This is a genomic window from Alkalibacillus silvisoli (assembly GCF_039521975.1).
Taxonomy (GTDB): Bacteria; Bacillota; Bacilli; order Bacillales; family Alkalibacillaceae; genus Alkalibacillus; species Alkalibacillus silvisoli.
This window is the reverse complement of the sequence record NZ_BAAACZ010000009.1, coordinates 405518-432131: the sequence shown is the minus strand read 5'-3', so window position 1 is coordinate 432131 and position 26614 is coordinate 405518. Positions and strand designations below refer to the sequence as shown.

General features: G+C 35.1%; 28 protein-coding genes. 2 read left to right on the top strand and 26 right to left on the bottom strand.

Features of this window, described 5'->3' with window-relative positions; all coding sequences use genetic code 11:
• From ABDZ63_RS06415 to ABDZ63_RS06305, 23 genes are all read right to left on the bottom strand, one after another.
• On the bottom strand, positions 1-618 hold the full coding sequence (locus ABDZ63_RS06415) for a heptaprenyl diphosphate synthase component 1 (protein ID WP_343782514.1): 618 nt from the start codon (positions 616-618) through the stop codon (positions 1-3).
• Between the two features lie 215 nt (positions 619-833).
• Positions 834-1106 (bottom strand): HU family DNA-binding protein, encoded by a 273-nt coding sequence (locus ABDZ63_RS06410; RefSeq protein WP_343782512.1) that lies wholly within the window; start codon positions 1104-1106, stop codon positions 834-836.
• A 456-nt stretch (positions 1107-1562) separates the two neighbouring features.
• On the bottom strand, positions 1563-3041 hold the full coding sequence (spoIVA, locus tag ABDZ63_RS06405) for a stage IV sporulation protein A (protein ID WP_343782511.1): 1479 nt from the start codon (positions 3039-3041) through the stop codon (positions 1563-1565).
• Between the two features lie 151 nt (positions 3042-3192).
• Positions 3193-3915 (bottom strand): hypothetical protein, encoded by a 723-nt coding sequence (locus ABDZ63_RS06400; protein ID WP_343782510.1) that lies wholly within the window; start codon positions 3913-3915, stop codon positions 3193-3195.
• 17 nt (positions 3916-3932) lie between these two features.
• The gene (locus ABDZ63_RS06395; RefSeq protein ID WP_343782509.1) at positions 3933-4133 is read right to left on the bottom strand and encodes a DUF2768 domain-containing protein; all 201 of its coding nucleotides are present in this window, start codon (positions 4131-4133) and stop codon (positions 3933-3935) included.
• Positions 4134-4357: 224 nt separating this feature from the next.
• Positions 4358-4621: a stage VI sporulation protein F gene (locus ABDZ63_RS06390; protein ID WP_343782508.1), complete on the bottom strand. Its 264-nt coding sequence runs from the start codon at positions 4619-4621 to the stop codon at positions 4358-4360.
• A gap of 80 nt (positions 4622-4701) precedes the next feature.
• The gene (locus ABDZ63_RS06385) at positions 4702-5724 is read right to left on the bottom strand and encodes an NAD(P)H-dependent glycerol-3-phosphate dehydrogenase (protein ID WP_343782506.1); all 1023 of its coding nucleotides are present in this window, start codon (positions 5722-5724) and stop codon (positions 4702-4704) included.
• A 14-nt stretch (positions 5725-5738) separates the two neighbouring features.
• Positions 5739-7049 carry a ribosome biogenesis GTPase Der gene (gene der / locus ABDZ63_RS06380; RefSeq protein WP_343782504.1) on the bottom strand — a complete coding sequence of 437 codons (1311 nt, stop codon included), beginning with the start codon at positions 7047-7049 and terminating at the stop codon, positions 5739-5741.
• Positions 7050-7143: 94 nt separating this feature from the next.
• Positions 7144-8283, bottom strand: coding sequence for a 30S ribosomal protein S1 (gene rpsA / locus ABDZ63_RS06375; protein ID WP_343782502.1), 1140 nt, complete (start codon positions 8281-8283; stop codon positions 7144-7146).
• A gap of 69 nt (positions 8284-8352) precedes the next feature.
• Positions 8353-8934, bottom strand: a complete 582-nt coding sequence (locus tag ABDZ63_RS06370) for a lysophospholipid acyltransferase family protein (RefSeq protein ID WP_343782500.1) — start codon at positions 8932-8934, stop codon at positions 8353-8355.
• 4 nt (positions 8935-8938) lie between these two features.
• On the bottom strand, positions 8939-9613 hold the full coding sequence (gene cmk / locus ABDZ63_RS06365) for a (d)CMP kinase (RefSeq protein WP_343782499.1): 675 nt from the start codon (positions 9611-9613) through the stop codon (positions 8939-8941).
• Between the two features lie 48 nt (positions 9614-9661).
• Positions 9662-10321, bottom strand: coding sequence for a flagellar brake protein (locus ABDZ63_RS06360; RefSeq protein ID WP_343782498.1), 660 nt, complete (start codon positions 10319-10321; stop codon positions 9662-9664).
• Between the two features lie 97 nt (positions 10322-10418).
• Complete coding sequence (ypeB, locus tag ABDZ63_RS06355; RefSeq protein ID WP_343782497.1) at positions 10419-11759, bottom strand: germination protein YpeB; 1341 nt, start codon at positions 11757-11759, stop codon at positions 10419-10421.
• Positions 11760-11771: 12 nt separating this feature from the next.
• Entirely contained in the window at positions 11772-12746 is a 975-nt protein-coding gene (gene sleB / locus ABDZ63_RS06350) for a spore cortex-lytic enzyme (RefSeq protein ID WP_425541952.1), read from the bottom strand.
• 179 nt (positions 12747-12925) lie between these two features.
• Positions 12926-13885: an asparaginase gene (locus ABDZ63_RS06345; protein ID WP_343782494.1), complete on the bottom strand. Its 960-nt coding sequence runs from the start codon at positions 13883-13885 to the stop codon at positions 12926-12928.
• Between the two features lie 6 nt (positions 13886-13891).
• Positions 13892-14875, bottom strand: coding sequence for a YpdA family putative bacillithiol disulfide reductase (locus tag ABDZ63_RS06340; RefSeq protein ID WP_343782493.1), 984 nt, complete (start codon positions 14873-14875; stop codon positions 13892-13894).
• A gap of 124 nt (positions 14876-14999) precedes the next feature.
• Positions 15000-16274, bottom strand: coding sequence for a Glu/Leu/Phe/Val family dehydrogenase (locus ABDZ63_RS06335; RefSeq protein ID WP_343782492.1), 1275 nt, complete (start codon positions 16272-16274; stop codon positions 15000-15002).
• Between the two features lie 119 nt (positions 16275-16393).
• Positions 16394-17329 (bottom strand): D-alanine--D-alanine ligase family protein, encoded by a 936-nt coding sequence (locus tag ABDZ63_RS06330; RefSeq protein WP_343782491.1) that lies wholly within the window; start codon positions 17327-17329, stop codon positions 16394-16396.
• 15 nt (positions 17330-17344) lie between these two features.
• A complete protein-coding gene (locus ABDZ63_RS06325) occupies positions 17345-17917 on the bottom strand; it encodes a genetic competence negative regulator (protein WP_343782490.1) in 573 nt (190 codons plus the stop codon).
• A 163-nt stretch (positions 17918-18080) separates the two neighbouring features.
• Positions 18081-18335: a hypothetical protein gene (locus ABDZ63_RS06320; RefSeq protein WP_343782489.1), complete on the bottom strand. Its 255-nt coding sequence runs from the start codon at positions 18333-18335 to the stop codon at positions 18081-18083.
• 5 nt (positions 18336-18340) lie between these two features.
• Positions 18341-18928 (bottom strand): CPBP family intramembrane glutamic endopeptidase, encoded by a 588-nt coding sequence (locus ABDZ63_RS06315; protein ID WP_343782487.1) that lies wholly within the window; start codon positions 18926-18928, stop codon positions 18341-18343.
• 4 nt (positions 18929-18932) lie between these two features.
• A complete protein-coding gene (locus tag ABDZ63_RS06310) occupies positions 18933-20393 on the bottom strand; it encodes a RecQ family ATP-dependent DNA helicase (RefSeq protein WP_343782486.1) in 1461 nt (486 codons plus the stop codon).
• Positions 20386-21450 (bottom strand): YpbB family protein, encoded by a 1065-nt coding sequence (locus ABDZ63_RS06305; protein ID WP_343782484.1) that lies wholly within the window; start codon positions 21448-21450, stop codon positions 20386-20388. Before ABDZ63_RS06305 ends, ABDZ63_RS06310 begins: the two co-directional genes overlap by 8 nt.
• Positions 21451-21567: 117 nt before the next feature.
• On the opposite strand from ABDZ63_RS06305, the gene ABDZ63_RS06300 reads away from it, so the two are divergent.
• Both ABDZ63_RS06300 and ABDZ63_RS06295 read left to right on the top strand, forming a co-directional pair.
• A complete protein-coding gene (locus ABDZ63_RS06300; protein ID WP_343782483.1) occupies positions 21568-21819 on the top strand; it encodes a ferredoxin in 252 nt (83 codons plus the stop codon).
• Between the two features lie 176 nt (positions 21820-21995).
• Positions 21996-22493, top strand: coding sequence for an inorganic diphosphatase (locus tag ABDZ63_RS06295; protein WP_343782658.1), 498 nt, complete (start codon positions 21996-21998; stop codon positions 22491-22493).
• A gap of 439 nt (positions 22494-22932) precedes the next feature.
• Here the strand turns inward: ABDZ63_RS06295 and ABDZ63_RS06290 are convergent, their stop codons facing one another.
• From ABDZ63_RS06290 to ccsB, 3 genes are read right to left on the bottom strand one after another with little or no spacing between them, the layout of a single operon-like run.
• Complete coding sequence (locus tag ABDZ63_RS06290) at positions 22933-24624, bottom strand: ATP-binding protein (protein WP_343782482.1); 1692 nt, start codon at positions 24622-24624, stop codon at positions 22933-22935.
• Between the two features lie 50 nt (positions 24625-24674).
• A complete protein-coding gene (locus tag ABDZ63_RS06285) occupies positions 24675-25391 on the bottom strand; it encodes a response regulator transcription factor (protein WP_343782481.1) in 717 nt (238 codons plus the stop codon).
• A 29-nt stretch (positions 25392-25420) separates the two neighbouring features.
• Positions 25421-26614 carry a c-type cytochrome biogenesis protein CcsB gene (ccsB, locus tag ABDZ63_RS06280; protein WP_343782479.1) on the bottom strand — a complete coding sequence of 398 codons (1194 nt, stop codon included), beginning with the start codon at positions 26612-26614 and terminating at the stop codon, positions 25421-25423.

The window sequence follows — 26614 nt, the reverse complement described above, 5'->3', positions numbered from 1 at the left end:
TTATTGTTTGCGCAACTCAATCACCTTTTCTAATTGGCTTTGGTCATGATTCTTCAGTTCGATAAACCAAGGTAATTGTTTATAAATATTTAAAATTTTTGATTCGACCTTAGGTAACCACAGTTCCTCAAACCGGGCTATATTGTAATAGCTTGCAATTCCTTTTAATAAGTTTGTGTAAACTAATAAAACATTGTCTACCCATTTATTTGGAGGGAAATCGTTATGTAACAAATCTACTTTCATTTCATTTATTTGTTTTATGTATGGTAGAAAATGATACAGCGCCTCAGTTAACCGCTCATTTGACAATAGTTTATAAAACAGAGAGCTATGGTAATCACCGAGTAAAACTTTAAGCTGATTTTGTTTTAAGTGACCACTTGATGCCTGATCAGAGAAGTGTTGGTCGACTAAATCATGAACATTTAAAGAGATTTGCATATTAATTAATGCATCTGCAATTACTTGGTTATAATTATTAGCCGCCTCATAAATCAAATACATATATTCTTCAATAAAGACTTTCTCATATATATCATTACTTATGTATGGATGTTTATATTGTTTTAGAAAGTTTTCTTTAAAATTATCAATATGTTGAGCATTCACCTTCATTAATAATCACCTAATTTAAGCCTAAGAAACCATAATTAAATAGACTTTTAATATCATTACAATATGTATTTTAGCACTTTTCGCTCGTTTTATCTAATCTACAGTTTAAAAAATCACCGCTCATCTAACTCGCATAATGAACTTCATATTAATGGTTTAGAGAAAGGAATTAAAAAAGAGGGGTATTCACCCCTCTTTTATGCCCTATGTATCGCTTATTTCACAGCATCTTTAAGGGCTTTACCTGGTTTAAACGCAGGTACTTTGCTCGCTGGAATATCGATTTCTTGTCCAGTCTGTGGGTTACGTCCTTTACGTGCAGAACGTTCGCGCACCTCAAAGTTACCAAAACCAATTAATTGTACCTTTTCAGACTTTGTTAATGATTCAGTAATTGCTTCAAATACAGAATCTACTGCTTTTGAAGCATCTTTCTTAGAAAGATCAGCACTTTCAGCTACTGTATTGATAAGATCTGTCTTGTTCATCCGTCTCACCCCCTCTCAGAAGTGTATTGACATATTAATTAAACTTTTACTTTTAACTTTATGAGAAGTAAAAGTTAATCACAAATAATATAATCATAAAATTATTTATAAGTTTCAAAGTTTCAAACTTTAAAACTAGTATCATTGTTACCAAAATTAAAACAAAAATACGTGTAAAATGCAATATATAAGCGGGTTTCAGCGTTTTTTATTTCAAAATTGATAATGTAGCATATTTTTCTAATTGATGTAATTGCATATTATCACATGCTTTGCGGTGTTTCAACATAAAATTGCATCAAATCAGTGTTTTTATCGAATTCTTAGGTATTCTGACCCACTATGTAGTTACTATATATTCCATATAAGTTTAAAATTTTAAAATTAAACCATCAAAATTTAACCAAACAAAAAAGACAAGCGAACATCAAGGTCACTTGCCTTTTTACGTAAATCTTATAAAATTATTGCGATCAAACCTCCGCTACCCTCATTAATAATTCTTTCTAAAGTATCTTTTAATTTATACCTAGCATGTTCTGGCATTAAGGTTAGTTTCGCATGAATTCCTTCTCTTACAATTGAGCTTAGTGAGCGACCAAATATGTCTGATTTCCAAATTGATAATGGATCCTCTTCAAAGTCTTGCATCAAGTATCTAACTAACTCTTCGCTTTGCTTTTCAGTACCTATAATTGGGGCGAATTCTGATTCAACATCGACTTTAATCATATGAATGGACGGGGCAACAGCTTTTAATCTAACACCAAACCTTGGCCCTTGCCTAATAATTTCCGGTTCTTCTAAGCGCATATCTTCTAATGACGGACTAGCAATGCCATACCCAGTTTGTTTAACCATTGCTAAGGCATCAGCTACTTGATCATACTCTCTTTTTGCGTCTGAATAATCTTGTAAAAGCTCTAACAAGTGATCTTTACCTCGAATTTCAACTCCGACAATTTCATTTAACACTTCATCGTACAGTTCATCTGATGCGTGTAGATCTATTTCAGCTACACCTTCACCCATTTCCATACCTGCCATTCTTGCTTCTGTTATGAATTCAAATTCATGGAATTCACCAACGACACGATCAACATCACGTAAACGTTTTATATTTTGAACTGTATCTTGAATCGCTTCTTGGAATTGTTTACGTAACCAATGATCATCTTTAAGTGACATTACCCAGCTCGGTAAATTAACATTAACTTCTAGGACAGGGAATTCGTAGAGCGCTTCTCTTAAAATATTGTTCACATCATCTTCTTGAAGATTTTCAACTGATACTGGTAAAACAGGAATATCATATTCCTCTGATAACTCTTGACGAAGTGAGCTTGTTTCAAATGAGTGAGGCTGACTAGAGTTTAAAACCATAATAAATGGTTTACCAACCTCTTTTAACTCATCTACTACCTGCCTTTCTGCCTCACGATAGTCCTCACGCGCTATGTCTCCAAAAGATCCATCTGTTGTAACAACCATTCCAATTGTTGAATGTTCTTGTATTACTTTTCTTGTTCCCATTTCTGCAGCGTCATGAAATGGGATTGCTTCTTCATACCATGGAGTATGAATCATTCTTGGTCCATTTTCATCCTCAAAGCCTTGAGCACCTTCTACAGTATACCCGACACAATCGACTAAACGAACTCGAACATCTAGCCCTTCTTCAACCGCAACTTCAACAGCTTGATTAGGTATAAATTTAGGTTCTGTTGTCATAATTGTTCTTCCAGCAGCACTTTGGGGTAATTCATCTTTAGCTCTCTCTCGCTCTTGTTCATCAATGATATTTGGTAAAACAACTAGGTCCATAAACCGTTTGATAAACGTTGATTTACCAGTTCTAACTGCTCCAACAACACCTAAATAAATATCCCCGTTAGTCCGTCTCGATATGTCATGAAACACGTTAAACTTTTCCATTTTATCCCTCCGACCTGATCCATTTATCGATCACTTGTTATGATTTGGCACTACTAATTTATGTCGTTGTCCCAAACAAATATGACTTAAAATATAAAAAAATAGAGATTCTATTTACACCTAATAGAATCTCTATTCAAGAAATTGATCATTATTCAGTTATAATACCTTCTTCTAGCTTAATTTCACCGTCTTTAAAATACATTTCAGGAGAATATGCTGGCACAATTGGGTAATACTCTAATAACAAATACCTAATGTCACCATCATAGGATTCGATCCCTTCACGTTCCATAAGCTGATAAATATCCGGACGATAATCAACGACCGCTTCACCTTGGGTTGTCATAACAACATCTAACTCTCCTCCAGTATAAGGGCTCGTTACCACCGTATCTTCACGTAAATTAATGCGGTCTTCATTAATTCTGAAAATTCCATCACCAATGGATTCACCATAAGGCGGGTTACCGTGGTTGTTACGATACATATTAATTTCATAATTTATGGATCTTAAAGATTGCGAAATTCGAACATCGGAAACTTGAACAAGCACTTCATCTTTTGGGTCTACAATGACATAAGAATAATAACCTCCCTGCTCAAAAGCATTGCCCGGTGTTTCTCCAAGTATATTCTCTTCTTTTAAAACTGAGAAATTAACGGGATACTTAATAAATAGAGGGGTGTCGTGTTCTCTAGTCTGAATAGGTAATATTCCATTATGACGTTCCCTATATTCATCTACAGCTTGTTGAACTGTTTCCAATTGCTCTTCATTGGTTCCTTGGTTTTCTTGAAGACGCTCGTTCGGAAACAAGCAAGCTTGAAGCATTAATGTCGATATCATAATTAGAACAATTTTGGTCTTCATGTTGCAAAACCCTCCTTCTATGGTGGTGTTGGTCCACTAAAGACAATGTAGAAAATAATAAAACCACCAATTAACATACTAATATAAGCAATAGCTGCTACAATACCGCTAATTACTCCTGTTAACTTATGTCTTGCTAATAAAATTAACCCAGTAGCGACAAACAGTAAAATCATGCCAACAAAAGATATGTACATTCTTAGCATAGGTTCTGACATATATGTTGCCTTCCTTTCACGACAAATTAAATAAATCAATAAAATTATAACATGAAGCTTAACATAAATGGGGTATAAAACTTGTCCAAACATATTTAAAAGAGGTGTAGGGGCATACACCTCTTTTTAACGACTAATTTCCTCAAAAGTAGCTCAATATTCTATTACAACCCATCATATGAATTTTAGCATAGTTATGCCAAGTCCTCTTGCCCAAATTATAACTATTTTTTGAAAATCTGTTGTAATGTTGAGTAATCTATCGAATCACTCTTTGAAATAATTAGATCAACAAGCTGGTCTTCTTTTTGTTGACTCATCGGTTTATTAGCCATTCTAGCTAGCTGTTTAACTAATCTACGTACGGTTCTTTGATCTTGGAAATCAGCATTTTGGACGGATTGTGCCACTTGGATAATTTCATCTGGTGATATGTTAGCATTTTTATTCAAGTGTTCAAATATTGACTGTTGAAAATCTTGACTCATGATGATCCTCCTTCAGTGTGCATTCGTAATAATATATGCAACACTGAGGAAGTTGTTCTATGATAAAACAAGCGTTTATTTTATAACCCTTTTGATATTTGCTCTAGTTCATCTGTTTTTCCACGGTTCATTAATTGATCGACTACTTCTTTTGGTGGTTTTTCGTTAACCACCACATCATATAAACCTTTTGTAATCGGCATATCTACTTCAAGCTTTTCAGACATTTGATAGGCTGCCTTCGTAGTACGAACTCCTTCAACAACCATTCCCATTTGCTCTAATACGTCATCCAACACGTACCCTTGACCTAACATATTCCCAGCACGCCAATTTCTACTATGTTGACTTGTACAAGTTACAATTAAATCCCCAACACCTGTTAATCCTGCAAAAGTTAACGGATTGGCTTCTAAACGCTTTCCTAAACGGGCGATTTCTGCTAACCCTCTTGTAATAAGAGCTGCTTTAGCATTATCACCATATCCTAACCCATCAGAAATACCTGCTCCTAAAGCGATAATATTTTTTAACGCTCCACCTATTTCTACACCTACTAAGTCTTCATTGGTATAGACTCTAAAGTTTTCATTCATAAACAAATCTTGTGCTTTCACCGCTTGATCTATTTGCAATGATGATACGGTTACAGTAGTTGGCTGTTTTAAACCAACTTCCTCAGCATGACTAGGTCCTGATAGAACAACAATCCCTTTACCATGGTGAGCACCTAATTCCTCAGACATCATCTCAGAAATTCGTTTATTCGATTCGGGCTCGATGCCTTTAGATGCATGAATTATTGTTTGTTTTTCAGTTAAAAGTGAACTCACTTGTTGACAAACTTGTCGCATCGCTTTAGTAGGGACGACAAATAAAACAGCATCAGCACCTTGGATTGCGTTTTCTAAACTAGAGCTCACTTGAATCAAGGAGTCTAAAGCTACGTTAGGTAAATACTGTTCATTTTCTCTTGCATGATTTATACGCTCTGCATGCTCTTTTCGATGAGACCAAAGCGCAACTTCATGACCATTATCAGCTAAAACAATAGATAAAGCAGTTCCCCAACTGCCTGCACCTAATACAGCTACTTTCCCCATAAACTCACCTCATTTTAACTTCTTTGTCTAGCATAAATTTTAATTGGTGTACCTTCAAACCCAAATGCTTCTCTAATCCGATTTTCTAAAAAGCGCTCATATGTGAAGTGCATTAAACTAGGGTCGTTGACAAATACGACAAAAGTTGGTGGTTTAGCTGCTACTTGAGTCGTATATAATATTTTTAACTTTTGGCCTTTTATCGAAGGAGTTGGATTAATAGCTAAAGAGTCTTCAATAACTTCGTTTAAAAGGTTTGTTTTAATTCGTTTAGCGTGATTTTCGCTAGCTTGGATTACTTTAGGTACCAACGTATGAATTCTTTTCGTCGTTTCTGCAGATAAGAAAACGACTGGCGCATAAGATAAAAATTGAAACTGTTTACGAATATCCTCTTCAAAGTTTTTCATAGCGTCCTCTGTTCTTTCAACAGTATCCCACTTGTTAACTACAATAACAATTGCTTTGCCAGCTTCATGAGCATATCCGGCAATCTTCTTATCTTGTTCAATAATTCCCGTTTCAGCATCAATTACAACGAGTACCACATCTGAGCGTTCAATAGCTTTTAAAGCTCTTAACACACTATATTTTTCAGTTGACTCATAAACTTTTCCACGTTTTCTCATTCCGGCAGTATCAATAATCGTGAAATCTCGACCTTCTCGTTTAAAATCTGTGTCAATCGCATCTTTTGTTGTACCAGCTAAATTACTTACAATCACGCGATCTTCACCTAACAAAGTATTAACAAGAGAAGATTTTCCTACATTTGGTCTTCCAATTAATGAAAAGTAAACTCGGTCTTCATCTTCCTCTGTTTTAATATCTGTGTTAAAATGCTTCACAACTTCATCTAATACATCTCCTAAGCCAAGCCCATGAGTTCCAGAGATCGGGAATGGTTGTCCTAAGCCTAATGAATAATATTCATACAACAAATCGTGCATTTCATAATTATCGATTTTATTGACGGCTAATACGACTGGTTTATTAGACTTAAAAAGAATTTTAGTTACTTCCTCATCAGCAGCCGTAATCCCTTCTCGACCATTCACTAAGAAGATGATGACGTCTGCTTCATTAATTGCAATTTCAGCTTGTTCTCTAATCTGTACAATTAATGGTTCATCACTTAAATCAATGCCTCCTGTATCAATTACATTAAACGTATTATTTAACCATTCACCTTCTGCATAAATACGATCTCGTGTAACTCCAGGTACATCCTCTACAATAGAAATTCTTTCACCAACTAATCGGTTAAAGATAGTCGATTTTCCGACATTCGGCCTTCCAACGATCGCTACTACTGATTTTCTCATCTTTCTCATCCTTTAACGACTATTCTTTTATATTATAACCAACTGTAGTTAATCTACAGATGAAAAAGAGTGGCGTTAAAAGCCACCCTTTAGATTATTTATTGAAATCTTTTAATTGATCACCAATTAAGTCACCAATTTGAAAAGCACGATCATCATCATCTTTTTGATATTTCTGGACCTCTTCAGTTTCTAAAGCTTTCTGTACTTCCTTAATACTTAAAGAAACTCGTTTCTCACCTTCATTAACATCTAAGACCTTAACTTGAACAGCCTGTCCAACCTCAAGCACTTCATGAGGAGAACCAATATGTTCTTTAGACACTTCTGAAATATGAACTAACCCTTCAACTTGTGGAAGTACTTCAACGAAAGCTCCAAAGTTTACTAGTCGCTTCACTTTACCTTCAATTACTGAGCCGGCCTTTAAATTTTCTTCAACATTAGTCCACGGACCAGGTTGTAAGTCTTTAATCGATAAACCAATACGTTCAGAATCACGATCAACGGTAATGACTTTGACTTTCACCTTTTGCCCTACCTCTACTACATCTTCTGCTCGTTCAACGTGATCATGTGAAAGTTGTGAAATATGAACTAACCCATCGATTCCGCCTAAATCAACAAATACACCAAAAGATGCTACACGTTGTACAACACCTTCTTCTACATCGCCCACTTCTAATTGATCAAGTAGTTGCTGCTTTTCACGCTCATTTTCAGACTCTGTCACAACCTTATGAGATAAAATAATGCGATTACGTTCTTGACTCATTTCAATAATTTTTACTTCTAACTGTTTACCTTTATATTTTTCTAGGTTCTCAACATAAAACGTTTCAACATGTGAAGCTGGAATAAATCCTCGAATACCTACATCAACAATCAAGCCCGCATCTACAACTTCAGTTACAGTTGCTTCAATAACCTGTTCTTTTTCATATTGGTTTAATAATTGGTCCCAAGCTAGTCGTTGATCTTTCGCTTTTTTGGATAATACTATAGTATCTTCTTCCACTTTAGTCACGACAGCACCAAATTCATCACCTTCTGAAAGAACTTCATTCGTATGCTCAACATGTAAATGCGAAAGTTCTGAAATGGGTACAATACCGTCAAATTTCGCACCTATATTTACAATGACCTGCTTTTCTTCTAATTTTACAACAGAAGCTTTCACTTCATCTCCAACATTTAAAACTTTTTCGTTTACGTTTTCTTGACCTTCAGACATCTTAATTCCTCCTTCTTCCTACAAAAGCACAATATTCCTTATGTAACTTATAATAAGTTAATCATAACATCATTTTTTGTATTCATCTATTAAGGATTGAATATTTTCCATGATTTCATCCGTTACTTCTTGGGCTGATGGTTTTTCAGCTTTTAAAGATTCAAATTCAACCGGTTCACCATAGATTACTTTTAACGGTTTGAATTTCTCATAAGGTCCAATAATAGCACAAGGGATTACAGTTGCATTTGAACGCATGGCAAAGAACCCAGCACCGGCTAAGCCTTTCTTTATATTTCCATCTTTACTTCGAGTCCCTTCTGGAAATAACCCTAATGTTCCACCATCTTCAAGCAAGCCAAGACCATTTCGTAACGCATTACGGTCACGCATTCCACGCTTTACTGGAAAAGCATTTAAATGTTTTAGTAAAAAACCAATACCTTTCTTCTCGAATAATTCTTCTTTAGCCATAAAATTAATATCACGTGGGCATGTAATACCAACAACCGGCGGGTCAAAGTTAGATATATGGTTTGAACAAACAATCACTGGCCCTTCCTTTGGTACATTAGTCTTACCGATAATTTTGATTCTAAATAAAAACTTAAAAACCATATAGACAACGAATTTAGCAAATTTATACAACATGCCTTTAGACTCCTTTAATATTAGAGTGTTCTTTAATAATAGTCAGAATTTGATTGCACACGTCTTCGATAGATTTTGATGTCGTATCAATTTCAACTGCGTCATCAGCTTTAGTTAGTGGTGCCATTTCTCTTTGTGAATCAATTTGATCTCGCCGTTCTATTTCTGCTTTTAACTGTTCTAAGTCTGAATTAATACCACTTTTAATATTTTCTTTATGACGGCGTTCAGCTCTCTCTTGTACTGAGGCCACTAAAAATACTTTCACTTCAGCATCCGGCAGTACATAAGTCCCTATATCACGACCATCAACAACAACATTCACCTCATTCGCTAAGTCTCGTTGCATATCTACCATTTGTTCACGTACTAATCGATGCTTTGAGGCAATAGACACATTGTTCGTTACATCTGTTTTTCGAATGGATTTTGTTACATCTTCACCATTTAATAAAACATCTTGCTGTTCTTCTTTATGTTTAAATGAGATTTTAATTTCTGAAGACAACTTGGCAAGGGCTTGTTCATCTTCTAAATCTATACTTTCTCTTAAAGCCTTTAAAGTTAACGCTCTATACATAGCTCCCGTATCCAAATATAAGTAGTCCAGTTTTTTAGCAATTTTTTTAGCTACTGTACTCTTTCCAGCAGCAGCAGGTCCGTCGATTGCTACTTTCATCTTCATTTCCTCCTAAGTCATCACTGTCATTCATCTAGTTTCAATTCTTTATGTGTTAAGCTTCCTTCTTCTTTCTAATTGTTGGTCGAAGCAATACTTGATAATGGTTTCTCGTTTTGTATCTTCTATTGATTTAAATTTAAGTGACAATATATAGTCTTGTCCTTCTTTTGAAGGAGCATAGCGAATAACTTCACCTTTAATATTTAAATAAACATAATCATTTGGTCCAAACGGTAAAACAAGCATAAGGTCTACTTCTTCACCTTGTTCAAATTGCTGAGATGTACTTTTAACAGCAATACCACCACCACTTAAGTCTAATGTGTGTGTAATAAGTGGTTCCTTCTCTTCATCTAAAGAATGTACTGCTACATCTAAGTTAGCTTCTATTCTGACATATTCCCGTCTTTGAACTTTAATTAACTCATCTTGGTTAGGAAAGGGTATTTCAATTAAAGGTATTTTCTTTTTCTTTCGCCTTTTAACATCACAATAAAACATATAGACTATATCATGATCACTAACAAAAGACACTCTTACTTTCGTGTTATTTATAAAATAAAACGTTCTACCAGTCCGTTGATTGATAGGGTAATCAACATAAATTCGTTTTTTTGTAAGGTCTACAATTTTAGTATGTAGCTTCTCTTCAACCTGATCACCTTTAACAACTTCTATTGTTAATTTCATCCCAACTGATAACATATGTACTTTCCCCTTTTACATGAGCTAACTATATTATGACAAAAAACTATAAAAAGGAAAAGACTAAGTTGTCTTTTCCTTTTTAATTTCTACTAAATTAACTATAAACTTCTTCACTTTGTTTAAGTCGCTCCACGCGTTCCTCAAAACCATCTTCAGCATTAATGAATACTCGGTAGGTTGTGGCATCAATTGTACCTAATAATTCATACGTTAAAACTTCTTCTCCTAAATCATTTTCAATTACTGCAAGCCTCTGTTCTCTTACGTCTAAGCTTTGATTAACATGTTCTTCGGCTTCTACTTCTTCTAAGGTTGGCTCAAATTCTCTATCTGCTCTTGTTTGCTCATTAAACACATAATCTTTTGCTGTTAAACCAATAATGTCACCGTTGTCTAAAGCTACTTTAACTTGAATACCATCTGGGTAGAATAGTATGTCATCATGCTCATGAACAAACTCATAAACACCCACTTTGTCATACTGAATACTTTCAACCATTTCAACATCATCAAAGTCTAAGTCATCTAATAACTGTTCTGCTTCATTCATCCCGTCATGTAGACTGATATTAGCATCATCCAAATCTCTACTTAATAAATATGATAAAACATGCCCACCTTCTCGAGTGATCTCAGCATATCCATGAAGTTCTTCTGTATCAAATGAAGCATTATACATTGGGATTACAGACCCTTCACCTGTTTCAGTTATGACTAGTTCAGATTCATCACCCAATTCAAAATAATCATGGATAATTTCTCTTACTTCTTCTTCTGTTTGTTCTTCACCTTCTATTTCAATCTCTCTATCGCCACGTTCAGCCGCCGATAACCCAACTTCTTCATCAAAAGTGTCATAGCTTTCTGCATTACTTTCAACTGTCTGCAATCCATTAATAATTGAATCTTCTCTTGGTTCGTTGGTCGCTAACATTACTTCAACATCCATCCACCTTACACCATCAGATAACACTTCATGTTGAATAGTTCGTAAATCTCGTCTAATTTCATTTGATTGATCACTTAGTTGACCAAGCATTTCAATCTCATCATCTGATAAAGGGTCATCATCCAAGCCCCGAATTGAAGTTCGATACGCGAATTCACCGATATTGTTTAGAAATTCTTCTGTCTTATTAAATGGTACTAATGTTAAAGGTAATTGCGAGACATCTGCTTTAGCTTCTGATGTAATTTTCCAAATATCCGTCATTTGTGGTGAAACATTATCTGGTGCATTCATTGCTAAAACTGTATCAATTTTTTCATTCAACGTATCAACACGATAAGATAAATCATGAAAAGCACGTTGATAATTATTTTCTGCCTTGACTAATACTGCATTTTTCTCTTGTTGTTCTTGATAGCCCCAAATCAGAGCACCGATTACACCGACTAACAGAACAATATATACGATCCATCTTAGTGCACCCATATCATTACCCTCCTAATTCATGAAAATGTGTTTACCAATACGTTTAATTTGTGGTCTTGACCATATCCAATCCGATGTAGCTGTATCTGGATTGAAGTAATATGTCGCACCACCTGATGGGTCCCAACCATTTATAGCATCCATCACTGCTTCACGTGCTTGTTCATCTGGTTCCATATAAATTTGACCATCATCTACAGCTTCAAAAGCTAACGGTTCAAAGATTATACCAGAAATAGTATCAGGGAACTCCGGGTCTTCTATACGATTTAAAATAACTGCCGCTATTGCAACTTGACCATTGTATGGCTCACCACGACCCTCAGCATAAACAGCTTGTGCCATTAACTGAATATCGTTTTGTGAGAAACCACCTGGAACGTTAACTGCTTCTCCTTGTTCACCTTCAGGGGCTTCTTCTTGTGGGGGCTCTTCTGGTACATCACCCTCAGCCCCTTCCCCTTCTTCTGGTTGTTGTGCTTCACCTGGTGCAGGCTCACCATCTTCAGGTACTGGCTCCTGCTCTTCTTGTGGTGCTTCACCTTCAGGGGGAGCTTGTTCACCCTCTTGTGGCGCTTCTCCTTCAGGCGGAGCCTGTTCACCTTCTTGTGGTGCTTGCTCATCTTCACTCGGTGTTTGTCGCTCTTGACCACCATAATGTGTGAAATCTCTTCCTTGATTCAACTGTTCTCGCACCCACCCTTCATCATATTCAGTAGCGCGTACGAGCATTTCTTTTGTTTTTTCACCTACTAAGCCATCTACTTCCTCTAAACCAAACTCTTCTTGGAAGTTACGGACAGCCCAATATGTTTCCCAACTATAAACGCCGTCAATTGTTCCATCAAAAAAGCCTATATATTGTAATCTTGACTGTAGTTCGACTACATCGTCACCTGTTGCACCTTTTTGAATAATTTGTTCACTAAAACCTTCTGAAGGTTGCTCAGGAATTACTGTTACAACTCCAACGATTAAAGCGATCAGTAACAAAATTTTAGGTAATAGATGTTTCCTTCTCAATGTTGAATCCTCCTCAATACTGTCTAATCTTGTTGCTTATTTTCTGTATCTTTTTCGTTAATATTCTTTGAAAATAAAAAAAGACTAACAGATGAAATAATTACCACCTGTTAGCCTTTTATTTTATTGATGTTATAGGAGATTTAGTCGAATTTATAATGACCATGATTCTCTGATAGTTGAACAGCTAATTTTACACGCGCTTTCTTACTATCATAATCACTACCTAATAGAACTCCGTGATTAATTAAGTCGTATGCACTTCCTTCATAATCGTAAGTTGGATAAACTGCCCCCTCTTCAGAAGCCGTTGTGATGACAACAACAATACCTTTTTTAATACTTCTAATTATCGCTGGCATCATTTTCGGAGATACTTGCCCTCTTCCGACTCCTTCTAAGATGATCCCTTTCGTCCCTGCATTTATAAGACTATCAATAACTACACCATCACCGTCAGTATAACATTTAACAATATCAACTCTTGGCATCTGATTACCTAAAGAATATACTTCTCGCTTTAGTGGTTTTTGATAAACTTGCACTAAGTCGTTATCAATAATACCTAAATATCCAAATCCAAAAGAGTTAAATCCTTGTATATTACTGGCATGCTCTTTTTTGACATGCTTAGCAGCAAATATTCTTTCATTAAATACAACGACAGTGCCCACATTAATTAAATCAGAACTACACGCTGAGTAAATAGCATGTCTTAAATTGATATAAACATCACTACCTAAGTCATTAATCGACCTTTGTGAACCTGTTACAACAACAGGACGTTCATCATTAACCGTTAAATCTAAAAAGTAAGCTGTTTCTTCTAAAGTATCAGTTCCGTGGGTGACAACAACTCCAGAAACTGATTCGTCTTGGAAATGGTATTCAACTTTATTTTTAAGCCTAATCCAATCATTAAAATCTAAATGAACACTCGGTTTTTGAAAAGCTGAATCAATAACAACATCAATTTCCTCAGGTAATTCACATAAAGAGGCAAGTTCCTCACCTGTCATAGCTCCTGATGATAACTTTCCACTTGGGTGTTTTGGTTTACTTGCAATTGTTCCACCTGTTGTAATAAGGACAACTTTACTCATTATTTTTCACCTAGTTTCTTTGTTTGCTATATCGATTGCTATTTTCTCTCCATGGTGTCGACCATTCTCAATAAAAATCTCATTATTGTTATAACCAGCAGCAATAACTCCAGATATATATATATTTGATTGGTTCGTTTCCATTGAATTGTCATGGAATTGTGGTCTACCTGTATCAAAGTCGATTTTGATTCCAATTGAAGATAGAAATTCTTGATTAGGATGATAACCAATCATCGCAAATACAAAATCCGCTTCAACCTCACGTGCTTCACCGTTAACATGATAAAAGACCGACTTCTCCGTAATTTCTTCAATATTCACATTAAACTCCATTGTGATCTTGTTATGTCTAACTAAAGATTCAAAATTAGGTAAAATCCAAGGCTTGACACTTGGTGAATAATCACTACCACGATATAAAACAATTACCTCACAACCAGCTTTCTCAAGCTCTAATGTGGCATCTACAGCTGAGTTCTTCCCGCCAATTACCGCGACTTTTTTATTAAAATAAGGGTGAGCTTCTTTAAAATAATGAAAAACATGCGGTAATGATTCACCTGGCACGTTTAATAAGTTAGGGTGATCATAATAGCCGGTTGCAATAATTAAGTATGTTGATTGATATTGCTTAGATTCTCCCTTATCAGTTTTAGTAACTAGCGTATAACCAGCATCACTTTGCTCAACTTCTTCAACCTTCTCATAAGTATTGATTCTTAAATTACTACGGTCTGCAACGGTACGATAATACGTCAACGCTTCATTCCTTACCGGTTTTTGACGCTCTGATATAAACGGAATTTGACCAATTTCTAACTTCTCACTCGAACTAAAAAATGTTTGGTGCGTAGGGTAATGATATATTGAATTGGCTACATTCCCTTTCTCAATTAATAAAGGGTCAAAACCTTTTTTCTTAAGTTCAATCGCAGTGGATAAACCACACGGTCCTGCCCCTATTATAATAACTTTTTCCGTTTGCATAGTGCACACTCCTATAATCATAAACGTAAATCAATTTTTGTGTCCCATTTTTCCGATTCAAGTCAAAAAATCTCCTACCAAAATAATGATAGGAGATTTAATCGATTTATTCAACTTAAAGTTATTAAATCCAACCTCTGAATCGAGCTGCCTCTGTCATTTTACGAACGCCAACCATGTATGCTGCTAAGCGCATATCAATTTGTCGATTTTGTGAAGTCGTATAAACGTTATTAAACGCTTTCACTAAAACTTCTCGTAATTTCTCTTGTACTTCATCTTCTTTCCAATAGAAACCTTGGTTGTTCTGTACCCATTCAAAATAAGATACTGTAACGCCGCCAGAAGATGCTAATACATCTGGAACGATTAAAATGTCTCTTTCTGTTAAAATTTGAGTCGCTTCTAATGTCGTTGGACCGTTTGCTGCTTCAACAACAATTTCTGCTTTAATGTTATGTGCGTTATCTTTAGTAATTTGGTTTTGTACCGCTGCTGGAACAAGTATGTCTGTTTCTAACTCTAACATTTCATCATTAGAGATTGTATCATCAAATAAGTTTGTTACTGTTCCAAAGCTATCGCGACGATCTAATAAATAATCAATATCTAAACCTTCTGGGTCGTGAAGTGCACCCTCTGCATCAGAAATCGCGATCACCTTAGCTCCCATATCATGCATGAACTTTGCTAAGAAGCTTCCTGCATTACCAAAACCTTGAACAATTACTCGAGCATCTTCAATATCGATTCCTCGTTTTTTACATGCTTCTTCAATACAAATTGTAACACCTTTGGCTGTTGCAGATTCTCTACCATGTGAGCCACCTAAAACAATCGGCTTACCTGTAATGAAACCAGGACTGTTAAATTCGTCAATGCGACTATATTCATCCATCATCCAAGCCATAATTTGAGAATTAGTAAAAACATCAGGTGCAGGGATATCCTTAGTTGGTCCTACAACTTGTGATAAAGCACGGACATATCCCCTACTTACTGCTTCTAACTCTCTAAACGACATCTCACGCGGATCACAAATAATACCACCTTTACCGCCGCCATACGGTAAATCAACAATTCCAGATTTTAATGTCATCCAAATAGATAATGCTCTAACTTCTTTCTCAGTAACGTCTGGGTGGAAGCGAACACCACCTTTAGTAGGACCTACAGCATCATTATGTTGTGCTCGATAACCTGTAAACACCTTAATGTTACCATCATCCATTCGAACTGGAATTCTAACAGTCATCATGCGGACGGGTTCTTTCATCAGTTCATAAGCTTCATTAGCGTACCCTAGTCGGTCCAATGCGTCTTTAACTACGGATTGTGTCGAAGCTAAAATATCATTGGATTGTTCATTTTGAGAATCTGCTGGCTTTTCGGCTACCATTCGTTTACCTCCTATATCTATGCAAACAATATTAAGTAATCTTTCAATGATTAGTATACATCTTAAATAAGAATATGCAATATAATTGAAAGGCAAAATCACTAAAAACTTCGTAAAAATTAGTTATATTTCTCTAGAGTTAAATCAATAAATAATTGAATCATTTCTACATAGCTTAAATCAACTGCCGCTGCAGCATCCGGATATAAGCTTGTCGGCGTCATACCAGGAAGTGTATTTACCTCCAAAATAATAGGCTCTAATTGTTCATTCAGAATGAAATCGACTCGTGAATATGTTTCGCAACCTAATGATTGATGAGCTAATTTAGCATAGTTTTGAATTTCCATCGTTAATTCTTCATCAATCTCTGCTGGGACAATATGCTCACTACCACCTTCAGCATACTTTGATTCATAATCATAATATTTACTTTTAGGTACAATCTCAATCACAGGTAGCGATTGTTCATCACCATAATTTCCTAATACTGCAACAGTTAACTCTCTACCCTGCACATAGGTTTCCACGATTATGTCAGAATCATGCGTAAAAGCTAATTGAATCGCATCATTTAACTGCTCCCATGACTCCACTACAGTTAGGCCTAATGTAGAACCTTCTTGATTGGGTTTAACGACAAATGGTGTGTCAAAATGTTTTTTAACATGATCAATTACTTTAAAACGTGTTTCTTTGAAATGATATGTTTCGCTTTTAGCAACTGGAATATTGTGCATAGCAAAAACTTGTTTTGCTCTAGTCTTATCCATAGCCAGTGAAGAAGATAAAACACCTGAACCAACATATGGTATATCTAATAAGTCTAATAATCCTTGTACTGTTCCATCCTCACCTTGTTTTCCGTGTAGACCAATAAATACTAAGTCAACATCCTTTAATTGGGTGAGTAAAGCATCTAATTGAGATGGATTGAAATCAATAGCTAGCACGTCATGATTCAATTCCTCTAGCGCTTTTATCATACCCTTGCCTGTTGATAATGAAACTTCTCTCTCTTTTGATGTACCACCATATAATACTGCAACTTTCATTTGTTCACCTCAAAATTAGTCAAAATATTTATTGATTATTTCAATCGCATTCTTTGTTGCAATCTTGTTTCCATATTCCTCTAATACGTAGGAAGTAACGGTGCTTGGCGCTCCAAACTCAGACATAATGGATATTAGATTGTCTCGTTGTTCATTCGATATTAATTGATCACTGATCATCATAAAATAACGAGCCTCATATTGATAAAGTGAAGATTCTAATTCCTTATAAGAATTTAACGCCTTCGCAACTTGTATAATCGGTTCTAAAGCTTCAAAGGAAAACATTAACTCTTTACTCTCATCCATCGTTACTTTTAGCTCGATATACTCATCATCCGTTTCTCCTTCATTTTGAGTTACTACAATAATCATCCCCTGTGCCTGTAACATATGCACACGTACAACTAACATCCCGTCTAAATCCATCTCAAGTTCTTCTGATGCTTCATATAACATATCTTGAAAAAGTTGATTTGCTTTCGGTAAATTGTTCCACAAATCTTCTTTGGAGTAACCGCGGTCATTTAAGTCATCATAAGTCAGAAAGATTTTAAACTGGTTAACGCTGATTCGTTCTAGTCTCACGCAACCACCTCCAACTAATATCTTCTTATAGTATATGTGTTTACTACTGTAAAAATTGCCTGTATAGGTATGTATAAATATTAATACCTACAATTATTTTAAATCATATGAGCACAATAAAAAACTACAAAAGCTTATTTATAATTAAAAACCAGTTAACATTTTACGGCATGACAAAGTAATAATACAAAGGAATACCAATAATTAATAAAACAAATAAGATCAATACAGCATGAATCGATAACTTGTGATAAAACAGATTAGATTGATCGGTTTTTCCTTCATTCTCTTTCGATTCAGTTTTTTCACCTTGATTCTCGCGTTTTTTCTTAGGTTTCCTTTGCACCTCACTTCTTGGAGGTAAATTCAGTATATCTAAATGTTCCTCACCTTCATGTCTCTTTTCGTCTGTATTCATAGTTGTCACCTCATAAAAAATCGATAATATATCCCTAATAAGAAATCAATTAAAAAATGAGCTACGAAGGGAACTAATAAGTTATTAGTTAACTCATACATATAACCGATCAAAAACGATAAAAACAAAACTGAAATTAATAATACCATTTTATTTAAATACCTAAAATGGATTAAAGCAAACAACAAGCTTGCAACTATAAAACCGGCAAAAGTATGAATGACCCCTCTAAATAATACTTCTTCTGCAAATGCAATAACAAGTGTAATGAATAGTATATGTGGAATTGATAGTGACTTAAATAGACGTTCGTTAATTCCACCATCATCATAAGATCGCTTTGGCATAACCTTAATCAATATAATATTGATTAATACAACAATCACAGCCGGCACCACTGCATATAATAAGACTTCACGAACATTAAAATCCCATAGAGCCATAAAATCAGAAACAGAGTCAAAAAAGAAAAAAACAAGAACAGTTGCAATAACTAAAAATAGTAATTGCGAAAAATAAACATTTAATATAAGTTCTCGATCAGTTAGTTGCTTCACGATTTCAGCTTGACTAGGCCTTTTGTATTTACTCATTATTTCACCTTCTATTAAATATAGCGTTTAATCGCTTCTCCCAATCATATAAAACGTTTAACTTTTGTTCTTCGCTAGTTAAAAAGGACCATTGATTAAGGTTAAAATCGCAATAATCACAACAAAAGTTTATCGGATTTTCAACACCATCTTGAAAAGACTGATACAATGATTCACGCCTGCAACCTTTTGTATGAATCCAATGTAACATTTTAAAAATGTTTTGTTTTTTTACTTCTAACCGGTGATCTCTTACATTTTTAATACTAGAGGCGATTTCACTCGTTTCAGTTGTTTTATTGCGCTCTAGCTGAAAATTTAGAAACTTGGTTTTCGTTTCTGTTAAGGGGTCTATCAACTCCTCATTTCGATTACTTTGAAGAAACGTTTCTATCTCGAGGTCATTAGGAAGTTCTGAGTTGATTAACTGAAATGGAATTGTTTCATCACCTAATTGATAAATTAATACCGCTAAACTGTGCTTTCCATCTCGTCCGGCTCTACCCATCTCTTGTATGTAGGACTCTAAAGTAGATGGCATGTGATAATGGACGACAAGCCTTATATTAGACTTATCAACTCCCATGCCAAATGCACTTGTACAGCAGATCACATCTAATTGATCGTACATAAATTGCTGTTGAATAAGTAACCGTTCATCTTGTTCCATCCCACCGTGATAACAAGCTACTCTACGATCCGGGAAATAAGCTTGTAATTTTTGATAAACTTCCTCACTAACTTGCCGACTCGAAAAATACACCATCGTTGGAACACGATTATTCTCAACTAAATGAATTAAATACTCTTCTTTTTCGTTTTGATGCTCCACCTTTTTAGTAGCTAAAGTGATATTGGGTCGGTCGACTGGATAAATGATTTTGTTCATATTAATTTGAAGATGCCCAACAATATCCACTTGAACCTCAGGTGTTGCTGTTGCACTTAGCGCTAATACAGTAGGTTCGTCTAATTGTTTATAAATGCTGTGAAGTTTTAAATAATCTGTCCTAAATTCATGCCCCCACTGCGATATACAGTGAGCTTCATCAATGACTAAATATGAAACATTGATTGATTTCAATCTATTTATAAGCCATTCTTGCTGTAACATCTCCGGTGAGCAATATAATAATTTAAAGTGCTTTAAATGGTTAAGAATTTGTTGTTTTTGTTCATAGCTCATTAAGCTATTTAAAGCAGCAACCCTCTTTATACCTTTCGCTTTTAATATTTTTACTTGGTCAAACATTAGTGAAATCAAGGGCGAAACAACGACTGTAATTCCTGAAGAAATTAACGCAGGGAGTTGATATGTAATGGATTTTCCACTTCCTGTTGGTAACGTTGCTAATGTGTGAGAACCATCTAAAACGGATGTTATTATTTCCTTTTGACCGACTCTAAAGGTTTCGTAATTAAAGTAACGTTTTAGTTCTTCTTCTAAATTTATCAAATCATTCATGGGAAGCCACCTCACGCATTGCTTGTTCGTCATGTAAACGGGCAATAACTAATCGAATTTGAAAATAAGATACTTCTTCAGGTAACTTTTCTTTTAGAAGCTTCAACCTCTTCGTATCATGTTTAAGAACTACCTTTTTGATTTCCTGTTCTAGTTTAGATGGTACATATAAATTAGTGGAAAACGTCTTGTTTTTTGTTGCGATCTCCACGACATGGTCCTCAATTGTACTTCTTTTTAACTTTCTAATATAAACCACTTGATCAATTGAATGGTTTTGATTTAATAACTCATAAGTCTTTAATGCTGATTGTGTTAAATTTATATGATGTTGATTTGGTATAAGCTGACTAACTATCTGGAAGTCATTTTCATTACTTTTTATAACAGTTAACCACACATGAATAGTTGAAATAAGTTTTAATTGAATAATCCGCTCTGGTTCATGAAGTTGGTTAGCTATTTGGCGAATACTCATTCCAACTTGATCAAATCCGGTTAAATTCATCATTAAAATATTAGCATGTTGTTCATCGACTTCGTGCAATAATTGATTCATTTCTTGATATAATTGTTCACCTTGTTGGTTAAGAACATTTGGTGATTTTAAAATTAACTTAACATCTTGTTGAACTTTGAAATCCTCAGCAATTGGAATAAAGTTAGATTGTTGGTTACTTAAATACGAAACACTTTGGACAAGTAACTGTAATTTTTGATAAAAAGAAACAATCAGGTGGCTAAACTCTTCACCATTAAAGTAAATACTAGAATACCATTGATCTTTCTTAATTAGAGATTTGCTGTGGTCCGTTAAATATGTAATATGATCACTATTCACAATCAACCCTTTATCCACCAACTCATTAACGATTTGGTCAAATTCCTCTTTATTGAACCTAGGTAATAAACCTAAATAGGGCCCTAACCTAAACAGACGAGCATCTTGGATTGTCTGCGATGATTTTTTTCCACGTAAAATATGATAAATTGAACTCGTCGTCCGTTGACCTTCTATGTGATTAAGTAAATAAAGAATAAAAACGTGAAATGACATGTTCCTCACTCCAGTACATTTGCAATATATCGTTCGTAAAAAAGTTGAAATATCTGGGCTATCAATTTACAATAAAAATGTATAATTTTATGGCTAGTAAGATTGGGGATGAAAATTATGCCTAAGTATACGTTGGTTGAAAAGGATACATGTATCGCATGTGGTGCTTGTGGCGCATCTGCCCCTGATTTATTTGATTATGATGAAGAAGGTATTGCTTTTAGTATATTAGATGATAATAAAGGCACAACCCCTATTCCTATTGAATTAGAGGATGACCTAGAAGATGCATTTGAAGGTTGTCCAACTTCATCTATTAAAATGAATCAAAAAGCATTCGACCACACACCAAATAACGTTAAACTATAGATTGACATTAGGATCTGTCCATCTTTTACTACGGTACCAAATTCTTATTTAAGTTAATCTTAGTCTTCTTTAACACAAATCTATTATTTTCTTATATTTTAACATGGATGTTTCTTTTCTTACTATATAAAGATTGATATAATGAATAGGCAAATTAGAAGTATAAGGAGGAAGGCATTGTGGCAAAAAATAAAATTACTGAAGTGTTTGTAGAAATTCCAACAGGTAGCCAAAATAAGTATGAGTATGACAAAGAGAAAGGTGTCTTTAAATTAGACCGCGTTTTGTTCTCTCCACAATTTTACCCAGCTGAATATGGGTATATTGATGAAACTTTAGCGCTTGATGGCGACCCATTAGACGCACTAGTACTTACAACAAACCCTACATTCCCTGGTTGTGTTATTGAATCTAAAGTTTTAGGCTTCTTAAACATGATCGATGATGGTGATGAGGATCAGAAGCTGATTACAGTACCAGTTGAAGATCCACGCTTTAAAGACATTAACTCATTAGATGATTTACCTCAACATAAATTAGATGAGATTTCTCATTTCTTCCAAACGTATAAAGACTTACAAGGTAAGAAGACTGAGATTGGTGAGTATGAAGGTGTAGAAGCGGCCAATAATTTAGTTGATGACTGCATCGCGCGTTATCAAGGGAATAAATAAGGTTCTATTTCAAATGTGGTGGTGTAAAAATTTACACCATCCACTTATTATCCTTTTAACGAATATATATCATCGCTCCATCAAAATGCTTCGCTTTCCGCGGGCACGGTTCGAGACCCCGCAGGCCACGCTTTTCGGCCGAGGAGGCTCGAGCCGTGCTGCGGCAAAGAAAACACTGCGACAAACGACCGTAGGGAAGTTTAAGCAGATGTTGCACTTGTGCCCTTTGGGTGCAAGCATCCACCGTAAGCGGATCACCTGACGCCAACGGCCGCTATCATAACCACATCCTAAATTGTGTCTCTACCCCAACAAATATTTTAGAGCCAAAAATTAACTGTAAAACTAAATTATACCCAGTTAGAGGCGCTTAAAAGGCGTCCCTAACTGGGTTTTTTAGGTTCTTAATTTCATCTATTTTAGTTACGACACAATCTTTTTATTTTGGAATTGTAAATGTAAACGATGTTCCTTCGTTATACTTACTTTTCGCATAAATGTTACCACCATGCGCCTCAACAATATGTTTAGCAATAGAAAGTCCTAATCCAGTACCTTTTTTCGATTGGTTTCTTGTTCTTGCCTTATCACTCTTATAAAAGCGTTCAAATATGAATGGTAGGTCATCTTTAGAAATACCCGATCCATTATCTATTATCTCAATTATTATATCATCGCTTTCGTCTGCAACATTTACTTGAACGATTCCGCCTTCTCCCGTATGTCTAAATGCATTATCAATTAAGTTCGTTAACACTTGTTCAATACGATCAGGGTCAACATTCATATTGTTTAGACCTAAGTTAACATCTGTTTCAAATAATATATTTTGGTCATGTGCAACAGTTGAGAACTTCCTTGTAATTTTTGAAATAAAATCTTCAATGTTTACTTCTTCTAAATTTAACTGTATATGACCTGCTTCCATACGTGCCAAATCCAATAATTCATTAACGAGACGTCCCATCCTCAATGATTCGTCATAAATAATCTGTGCAAGCTCTTGTTTATCTTCTTTCGTTTCAGCTACATCATCAACTATTGCCTCTGAATAACCTTGCATCATAGATATAGGCGTTCTTAGTTCATGAGAAACATTAGCAAGAAAGTCTTTCCTTAATTTATCAAGTTGTCTTTCGTCTGACATATCGCGAATAATTGCTACTACCCCGACAACAACCGAGTCATCATATAGTGGTGTCATAACTATTACATAAGAACGCCCTTGAACAACTATTTCAGTCGAATGTTCTTCTTCATTTTCTAACACTTGGTTAAAGTATACTTTTAACTCTTCTGGTAAGGGTTCATCTTGTAAATTATTTTCATACAATAATCGTTCTAAAAATTGTTCTGCAGGTGGGTTAATAATTAAAACCTCTAGTTTCTTATTTACAGTAATAACACCGTCTGCCATAGATTTTAGAATACTTGATAGTTGTGATTTCTCTTGATTTAGCGCTGTAATATGATAGTTTAACTGACGTCTCATCAAATTAAATGAATTAGCTAACTCACCGATCTCATCATAAGTTAACACCGGGACTTTCGTATGAAATTCTCCTCTTGCCAACTCTGATGCTGCTTTTCTCATCTTAATTAATGGTGCTGTAATTCGAGTTGATAAGAAAAATGCAAAAATCGTCGTCAACACAATAGCAATCGTTGCAGCTACTAAAATTATATTAGTCGTTTGTTCTGTTGTTTCCTCAACTACGTTTAATGATTGATAAACATAAATCGCACCACTGCCATCATGAGTTGGGATCCCGACTATAATTAAATCCTCATTTGAAATTGGTACGCTAGATATTTCTTTAATTTCTTCATCATGTGTTAATACACGACTAATATCTGTATGTGTAATAAACCAACTCGGATCAATTTCTAGATAATCTTCGTAGACATCATTTTGCCAATATTGGTGCTCATCAAAGAAAATCGTTGCTCTAGTAGATGGAGCGATTAATTGGTTAACCGTCTCAATACTAATTTCGTCTTCTTCATGACTTTCGACTAAGGAATAAACACTTTCTGCTTGATTCAGTAAATTCATCTCGGCATCTTCAACATAAAAGTTCTCAAAAAATTCTAGTAAAAGAACCGTTAAAATTAAAAGTACGAAAGCCACTAATAATATAATCGTTGACCAAAGTTTAAAAACAACACTTTTCCAAAACATTACGTGTCCATAACCTCAAATTTATAGCCTACTCCCCACACTGTTACAATCATTTTTGCTGCCTCTTCTGATACTTTATTTAGTTTTTCACGTAACCTTTTAACATGAGTATCAACTGTTCTTAAATCACCAAAAAATTCATATTCCCACACTTCTTTAAGAAGTTCTTCACGATCAAATACTTTATCAGGTGATTTTGCTAAATAATATAGTAATTCATACTCTTTTGGAGTTAAGCTTACTTCAATATCATCGGCTAATACTCGATGAGCGTCTTTATCGATTGTCAAATGCGGAAACACTAATACATTTTGTGAGTCAGGCTTCGTCTCTAAATATTTAGTTACAGATGAACGTCTTAGTAAAGCTTTAACTCTTAACACCACTTCACGTGGACTAAACGGCTTAACAATATAATCATCTGCTCCAACTTCAAATCCGTGAACACGATTAGACTCTTCCCCTTTTGCTGTCAACATAATTACAGGAGTTGCTTTATGTTCACGAAGCTCTCCGCAAACTTCCATTCCATCTTTTCCTGGTAACATTAAGTCTAATAAAATCAAATCATAGTCTACATCTAAAGCTTTACTTAAAGCTTCTTCACCATTTTCAGCTTCTTCAATTTCATACCCTTCACGGTTTAAGTAAAGTTTAAGTAAACGTCTGATTCGTTCTTCATCATCAACAACTAAAATCTTTGCCTCTTCTGACATAAAAGACAACCCCTTCAATTAAATAATCATTAAGCGTATGAATGTAATCCAGCGATGACTAAGTTAATTACAATTAAGTTAAACATAATAATAGCAAAACCAATAACAGCTAACCAAGCTGATTTCTTACCATGCCATCCTCTTGTTAACCTTAGGTGTAGGAACACTGCATAGAATAACCATGTAACTAAAGCCCAAACTTCTTTCGGGTCCCAACCCCAGAAGCGACCCCAAGCTTCTTGAGCCCAAATCGCCGCAAAGATTAAGCCTCCTAATGTAAATAACGGAAAACCTATTGCAATTGCTCGGTACATAATGTCATCAACCACATCAGGATTCACTTTACCAAACTTAGGCTGCAGATAAGCACCTATTCTTTGACCACGTAATATTAAGCGGATTAAGCCATATAACACAAGACCCGTTAATAAAGATAAAGTTAAGGTATTTAGCTTCTGTCCTGCATCAACACCTTGCATCCATGCCGGAGTCTCAAGTCCTGAATTGAACCTGTCTTCACTCATGAGTTCTGAATTGTTCGGTTGAAATAAAGCGGGCATTTCATACACGATTTCATACTGGTAACCATCATCAGCATCTTTGATAAACATCGCTTCATAACCTGCTGCACCAAATCCAGTTGATAGAATAATATACCCAACCGTCGCAACGACACCATAAATAATAAGCTCTAAAAACGTGGTTTCTTTATTTCTAGTTGACTGATTAATTTTTACAATTAAGAATAACAAACCTGCTATAAAACTAATCGCTAAAATAGCTTGTGCTAGTCCTACCATCGTAACATGTATATATAACCAATGTGATTGTAACGATGGAACTAAAGGGGCTACTTCTTGTGGGAACATACTTCCATAACCAATAATTACAATAGCGATAGGTAAAGCGATTAAACCTAAAACCGACACACCATATACAAAGTGGATCACAATAAATGAAAGAACTAACATCATTCCGAAAAAGTAAATGTATTCAAACATATTACTAACCGGAATGTGCCCTGCTTCAAGCCATCTAAAAACAAATGATATGAGCTGTGATGTAAAGCCGGTTATTGTGAAAATCATAGCATACTTAGTTGCTTTTGACTTTTTGTTTTCATCTCTTTTATTACCTAACGTCATTCCGAAAAATGCAGTTGCGATTAAGTAAATGACAAAAGTAATATATAAAAATGTACTGCTTAATTCATAGAAATCCAT

Coding starts and splice junctions, on each gene's coding strand:
- ABDZ63_RS06395 (WP_343782509.1), bottom strand. CDS start 4,133: ATGTCAGAACCTATGCTAAGAATGTACATATCTTTTGTTGGCATGATT.
- ABDZ63_RS06300 (WP_343782483.1), top strand. CDS start 21,568: ATGCCTAAGTATACGTTGGTTGAAAAGGATACATGTATCGCATGTGGT.
- ABDZ63_RS06400 (WP_343782510.1), bottom strand. CDS start 3,915: ATGAAGACCAAAATTGTTCTAATTATGATATCGACATTAATGCTTCAA.
- ABDZ63_RS06330 (WP_343782491.1), bottom strand. CDS start 17,329: ATGAAAGTTGCAGTATTATATGGTGGTACATCAAAAGAGAGAGAAGTT.
- ABDZ63_RS06390 (WP_343782508.1), bottom strand. CDS start 4,621: ATGAGTCAAGATTTTCAACAGTCAATATTTGAACACTTGAATAAAAAT.
- ABDZ63_RS06315 (WP_343782487.1), bottom strand. CDS start 18,928: ATGAGTAAATACAAAAGGCCTAGTCAAGCTGAAATCGTGAAGCAACTA.
- ABDZ63_RS06370 (WP_343782500.1), bottom strand. CDS start 8,934: ATGTTGTATAAATTTGCTAAATTCGTTGTCTATATGGTTTTTAAGTTT.
- ABDZ63_RS06345 (WP_343782494.1), bottom strand. CDS start 13,885: ATGAGTAAAGTTGTCCTTATTACAACAGGTGGAACAATTGCAAGTAAA.
- ypeB (WP_343782497.1), bottom strand. CDS start 11,759: ATGGGTGCACTAAGATGGATCGTATATATTGTTCTGTTAGTCGGTGTA.
- rpsA (WP_343782502.1), bottom strand. CDS start 8,283: ATGTCTGAAGGTCAAGAAAACGTAAACGAAAAAGTTTTAAATGTTGGA.
- ccsB (WP_343782479.1), bottom strand. CDS start 26,614: ATGGATTTCTATGAATTAAGCAGTACATTTTTATATATTACTTTTGTC.
- ABDZ63_RS06285 (WP_343782481.1), bottom strand. CDS start 25,391: ATGTCAGAAGAGGCAAAGATTTTAGTTGTTGATGATGAAGAACGAATC.
- ABDZ63_RS06320 (WP_343782489.1), bottom strand. CDS start 18,335: ATGAATACAGACGAAAAGAGACATGAAGGTGAGGAACATTTAGATATA.
- cmk (WP_343782499.1), bottom strand. CDS start 9,613: ATGAAAGTAGCAATCGACGGACCTGCTGCTGCTGGAAAGAGTACAGTA.
- ABDZ63_RS06415 (WP_343782514.1), bottom strand. CDS start 618: ATGAAGGTGAATGCTCAACATATTGATAATTTTAAAGAAAACTTTCTA.
- ABDZ63_RS06340 (WP_343782493.1), bottom strand. CDS start 14,875: ATGCAAACGGAAAAAGTTATTATAATAGGGGCAGGACCGTGTGGTTTA.
- der (WP_343782504.1), bottom strand. CDS start 7,049: ATGAGAAAATCAGTAGTAGCGATCGTTGGAAGGCCGAATGTCGGAAAA.
- spoIVA (WP_343782511.1), bottom strand. CDS start 3,041: ATGGAAAAGTTTAACGTGTTTCATGACATATCGAGACGGACTAACGGG.
- ABDZ63_RS06360 (WP_343782498.1), bottom strand. CDS start 10,321: ATGTTATCAGTTGGGATGAAATTAACAATAGAAGTTGTTAAAGGTGAT.
- ABDZ63_RS06310 (WP_343782486.1), bottom strand. CDS start 20,393: ATGAATGATTTGATAAATTTAGAAGAAGAACTAAAACGTTACTTTAAT.
- ABDZ63_RS06305 (WP_343782484.1), bottom strand. CDS start 21,450: ATGTCATTTCACGTTTTTATTCTTTATTTACTTAATCACATAGAAGGT.
- ABDZ63_RS06385 (WP_343782506.1), bottom strand. CDS start 5,724: ATGGGGAAAGTAGCTGTATTAGGTGCAGGCAGTTGGGGAACTGCTTTA.
- ABDZ63_RS06410 (WP_343782512.1), bottom strand. CDS start 1,106: ATGAACAAGACAGATCTTATCAATACAGTAGCTGAAAGTGCTGATCTT.
- ABDZ63_RS06335 (WP_343782492.1), bottom strand. CDS start 16,274: ATGGTAGCCGAAAAGCCAGCAGATTCTCAAAATGAACAATCCAATGAT.